Source organism: Saliniramus sp. (assembly GCF_035311605.1).
In the GTDB taxonomy this organism is placed as follows: Bacteria; Pseudomonadota; Alphaproteobacteria; order Rhizobiales; family Beijerinckiaceae; genus Saliniramus.
Map to the genome: position 1 here is coordinate 1 of NZ_DATGCW010000313.1, position 4,913 is coordinate 4,913.

General features: G+C 64.3%; 5 protein-coding genes. All 5 read left to right on the top strand.

Translation table 11 applies throughout. The annotated features are described in order from the left end of the window. A partial coding sequence (locus tag VKP01_RS13940; RefSeq protein ID WP_324413292.1) for a YifB family Mg chelatase-like AAA ATPase occupies nucleotides 1-1,208 on the top strand: 1,208 nt, incomplete at its 5' end. Between the two features lie 477 nt (nucleotides 1,209-1,685). Further along, a complete protein-coding gene (locus tag VKP01_RS13945; protein WP_324413294.1) occupies nucleotides 1,686-1,922 on the top strand; it encodes a hypothetical protein in 237 nt (78 codons plus the stop codon). A gap of 334 nt (nucleotides 1,923-2,256) precedes the next feature. Continuing rightward, nucleotides 2,257-3,714 carry a LutB/LldF family L-lactate oxidation iron-sulfur protein gene (locus VKP01_RS13950; RefSeq protein ID WP_324413296.1) on the top strand — a complete coding sequence of 486 codons (1,458 nt, stop codon included), beginning with the start codon at nucleotides 2,257-2,259 and terminating at the stop codon, nucleotides 3,712-3,714. Continuing rightward, nucleotides 3,714-4,400, top strand: a complete 687-nt coding sequence (locus tag VKP01_RS13955; protein WP_324413298.1) for a lactate utilization protein — start codon at nucleotides 3,714-3,716, stop codon at nucleotides 4,398-4,400. Before VKP01_RS13950 ends, VKP01_RS13955 begins: the two co-directional genes overlap by 1 nt. 151 nt (nucleotides 4,401-4,551) lie before the next feature. Then, nucleotides 4,552-4,913, top strand: a 362-nt coding sequence (locus VKP01_RS13960; RefSeq protein ID WP_324413300.1) for an isocitrate/isopropylmalate family dehydrogenase, incomplete at its 3' end; no start/stop codon positions are given.

Sequence of the window (4,913 nt, forward strand, 5' to 3'; positions counted from 1 at the left end):
GCTCTCTCACGGCAGTGGCCGGGGTGCTGCCGGCGGCGATGGCGGCGCATGATCGCGGACAGGGTCTGATCTGTCCGGCGCCCTGCGGCCCGGAAGCCGCCTGGGCCTCTCCGGATATCGACGTCATCGCCCCGCGCAACCTCATCCAGCTGGCCAACCATTTCAAGGGAACCCAGGTGCTGGGCCGCCCCGAGCCGGCGGTCGCCGCCATGGCCGGCGCCCTGCCCGATTTGCGCGATATTCGCGGTCAGGAAAGCGCCAAACGGGCACTGGAGATCGCGGCCGCAGGCGGTCATAACCTCCTGATGAACGGGCCGCCCGGTGCCGGCAAATCGATGCTCGCGCAGCGTCTGCCCTCAATCCTGCCGCCGCTGCTGCCGCGTGAACTGCTCGAAGTCTCCATGATTCAGTCTGTGGCGGGGCTGATCGCCGAGGGGAAGCTCAGCGATCGGCGCCCGTTCCGCGCGCCGCATCATTCCGCCTCGATGCCCTCGCTCGTGGGCGGTGGCGCGAACGCCCGTCCAGGAGAGGTCTCGCTCGCCCATCACGGCGTGCTCTTTCTCGACGAATTGCCGGAATTCCAGCCGCAGGTGCTCGACAGTCTGCGCCAGCCGATCGAGACCGGCGAGGTAATGATCGCGCGGGCCAATCACCGTGTGACCTATCCCGCCCGCTTCCAGCTGATCGCGGCGATGAATCCGTGTCGTTGCGGCCAGGCGACGGAGCCGGGCCATGCCTGCCGGCGCGGCCCCAACGAGCGCTGCATGGCGCAATACCAGTCGCGCATTTCCGGTCCGCTGCTCGACCGGGTGGACCTGCTGATTGACGTCCCCGCCGTCACGGCTGCGGATCTGCTTCTGCCGCCGGCGCAGGAAGGCTCGCAGGAGGTGGCGGCCCGGGTCGCCGCAGCGCGGGCGGCGCAGCGCGCGCGTTATGCCGGGCTCGGTCTCGCCGAGATTACCACCAACGCATCCTGTCCCGGCGGTCTGCTCGAGGACGTGGCGCGCCCGGATGCCGAGGGGCTGACGCTGTTGCGTGATGCATCGGAGGCGATGCGGCTCACGGCGCGCGGCTTCCACAGGATCATGCGTGTGGCCCGCACCCTGGCCGATCTCGACGGCGCGGCATCAGTCGGGCGGCTGCATATCGCCGAGAGCCTGTCCTATCGCAGCAAGGCCGGGCGGGGGCTGGCGGCTGCGATCGGCTGAATGTGGGGTTGGCGACACGAATCAGATGCCACGAGAGGCGTGCACGGCATGAGCTGGAAAATTAATTAATGGTTTATGTATTAGACTAAGCACAATTTTAAATAGCTATTGTAGATATATGTTCTGTCTTCTGTGGTGGTTTTGTAACAACCATGCGCACAAAGGCGCCTGAATCGCGAATTTTTGCTTTGGTGCACCGATAGACCACTTGATTTTCCCATGCAATCTTGAGACGTTCGTCTCAGAACAAAATGATCGACAATAGCATGGATGATTCGGGGCCGTACAACGTTCGGAAGTGCAAACAGAGGCATTCCGATCACACATGAGAGGGATCAGCGCAGCACAGAACACCGCGCGGTAATGATAGCGAATATGCCGCATCTCAGGCAACGAGACACTGCAAGTCAGCTTGCATTGCGCGGACCGGACGACATGGCGGGTGATCAGCATGCCTGCCGAGCGGGAAATCCAGAAATGCCAAAGCAGAATATCACAACGCACTACGCCGAAGAGCACTACGCTGAAGACACGCATGACGGGGGCACCGAAATCGCCCTGACGCCGTGCGAGCTGCGCGCACTCTACCTGCTACGCGAGAATCACGTTCAGGAACTGGTCGAAGTCGCCGTCATGCTGGATGATGGCCAACGGCGCCTGGCTCTGCGCATGCTCAAGGCCATGGTTGAACACCGCCGCTCCATGCTCTCGTGAAACCGCGCGTGATCATCCTTGCCATTGTCACATAGACAGCGTCCGGCAGCTTTCCCGGAGCGGTGATCGCGCGCGGCAAAACCGGCGTGATGCGGGACGTATCAGGATCCGCGCCTCTGCAGCAGGCTCCTCGTGGCGCGACGCTCTCCTGGCGCGACGCTCTCTTGGCGCGACGCTCTCCTGGCGCGACGCTGCGGCAACGCGCGCGTGGATATGGGCGCATGCGCCATTGCGCGCCTTGCGCCTGCGCCCTACCGTGAATTCATGAGTTTTCCGGGCCAGCCGTGAAATCGGGGCCGGGTGGATCAGGGTACAGGGCAGGAGGTAATCCGCGATGAGCGTTCATCCCACATCGCCGCAATTCAAGGCGAATGCCGGGCATGCACTGGCCGATGACCAGCTCCAGCGCGCCATGGGCAATGTCAAGAAGGGTTTCATCGAGAAGCGCCGCGCAGCGGCCGACCGGCTGCCCGAATTCGAGGCGATGCGCGATTCGGCGCGCGACATCAAGGACCATACGCTGGCCCATCTCGATCTCTATCTCGAGCGCTACGAAGAGAAAGTGACGCAGGCCGGCGGGCATGTGCATTACGCCCGCGATGCGGCGGAAGCGCGCCAGATCATTCTCGATATCTGCAAGGAGCAGGACGCGAAGACCGTCACCAAGGGCAAGTCGATGATCTCCGAGGAGATCGGCATCAACGCCTATCTCGAGGCGGCGGGGATGGAGCCCGTGGAGACGGATCTCGGTGAATACATCATCCAGCTGCGCAACGAGATGCCCTCCCACATCATCGCGCCGGCAGTGCATCTCAATGCCAGCCAGGTGGAGAGCGATTTCCGGCGCGTGCACAAGCATCTCGACAAGGATCGGGACCTGTCGCAGCCGGTGCAGCTCCTGACCGAGGCGCGCGCCGTCCTGCGCGAGCGCTTTCTGGCGGCGGATGTCGGCATTACGGGTGCGAACTTTCTGGTCGCGGAGACCGGCAGTTCGATCATCGTCACCAACGAAGGCAATGGCGATCTGACGCAGACATTGCCCAGGACTCATATCGTGCTGGCCTCGATCGAGAAGATCATCCCGACCCTTGATGACGTCGCCCAGCTGCTGCGTGTCCTCGCGCGCTCCGCCACGGGTCAGGATCTGAGCGTCTACACTACCTTCTCCACCGGTCCGCGCCGCTCCGCCGACGTCGACGGGCCGGAGAATTACCACGTCGTGATCCTCGATAATGGTCGCTCCTCGATGCTCGGTACCAGCTTCGAGGAGATGCTGCGCTGCATCCGCTGCGGGGCCTGCATGAACCATTGTCCGGTCTATCACGCCGTGGGCGGCCACGCCTATGGCTGGGTCTATCCAGGCCCGATGGGCGCGGTGCTGACCCCCTCGCTGATCGGCGTCGACAAGGGCGGGCACCTGCCCAATGCCTCCACCTTCTGCGGGCGCTGCGAGAGCGTCTGCCCGGTGCGGATTCCGTTGCCGAAGATGATGCGGCACTGGCGTGAGCGCGAATTCGAGCGCCATCTCTCACCGGCGACGGTGCGCGCCGGCCTGAGCTTCTGGGGCTACTTCGCCAAGCGCCCGCGCCTCTACCGCTTCTCCACGCGCCTCGCCATGGGCACGCTCGGCTGGCTCGGACGCATCAAGGGCCAGCGCAAGGGCCGCTTCTCGCGCCTGCCCTTTGCCGGCGGCTGGACGCAATATCGTGATTTCCCCGCACCGCAGGGGGCGACTTTCCAGGAACGCTGGCGCCGCGAGCAGAATGCTAATCGGCGCAAGGAGGCAGCGTGATGGCAGCCCGTGACGAGATCTTCACCACCATCCGCCGCTCGCTCGGCGTGCGCGGAGACGAGCGCACGCGCCTGGGTGTGGTCGAGGACCGCCTCGCCCACGCCCCGAAAGGCCTGATTCCCCAACGCGGCCAGGTCTCGGGCGAAGCGCGCATCGCGCTGTTCACGGAGCAGGCCGAGAGCGTGCAGGCGAGCGTGGCGCGCGTCGCCGACCGATCGCAGGTGCCCGAGGCGATCGCCGGCTATCTGCGTGATCACAATCTTCCCGCTGAATTGCGCATGGGCGCCGATCCGCGCTTGGCCGGAATGCCCTGGGGCGAAACCAGTCTCTCGCTGAAACACGGCGCCAGCGACGGCTCGGATGCCAATGCCGTCAGCCACGCCTATGGCGGCATCGCCGAGACCGGAACGCTGGTGATGGTCTCGGGCGCCGACAATCCCTCGACCCTCAATCTCTTGCCCGACAACCACATCGTCGTGGTCGATGCCGCCCAGATCGAAGGCGATTACGAGACCATGTGGGAGCGCCTGCGCGCCACCTACGGCAAGGGTGTGATGCCGCGCACGGTGAACTACATCACCGGCCCGTCGCGCTCCGGCGATATCGAGCAGACCCTGCTTCTGGGCGCGCACGGCCCGCGCCGGGTGCATATCGTCGTGGTGGGCGAGCCGACTGCGGACGCCTGAGCCGGGGCAGACCAGGCTCGCGCGGATGAAAACCGCTTTGCGTGTCGCACGCTCTTCCCCATTACGCCTGCACGCGTTATGAGGCAGACACGTTCGGAGGGTGCATGTGGCCCTCCGCCCCGTTTTCGACTGCGCATTCACGAGGGAAGAGATGGCGAAAATCAAAGTCGCGAACCCCGTCGTCGAGCTCGACGGCGACGAAATGACCCGGATCATCTGGGACTTCATCAAGCAGAAGCTGATCCACCCCTATCTCGACATCGATCTGAAATATTACGATCTCTCCGTCGAGAGCCGCGACGCCACCGACGACCAGATCACGGTCGATGCCGCCAACGCGATCAAGCAATACGGTGTGGGCGTGAAATGCGCCACGATCACCCCGGACGAGGGGCGCGTCGAGGAATTTGGCCTCAAGCAGATGTGGCGTTCGCCCAACGGCACGATCCGCAACATCCTCGGCGGCGTGATCTTCCGCGAGCCGATCATCTGCAAGAACGTGCCGCGCCTCGT

Bases quoted from the DNA above. Each gene is read 5' to 3' on its own strand.
- VKP01_RS13950 (WP_324413296.1), top strand. From the start codon at position 2,257: ATGAGCGTTCATCCCACATCGCCGCAATTCAAGGCGAATGCCGGGCAT.
- VKP01_RS13955 (WP_324413298.1), top strand. From the start codon at position 3,714: ATGGCAGCCCGTGACGAGATCTTCACCACCATCCGCCGCTCGCTCGGC.
- VKP01_RS13945 (WP_324413294.1), top strand. From the start codon at position 1,686: ATGCCAAAGCAGAATATCACAACGCACTACGCCGAAGAGCACTACGCT.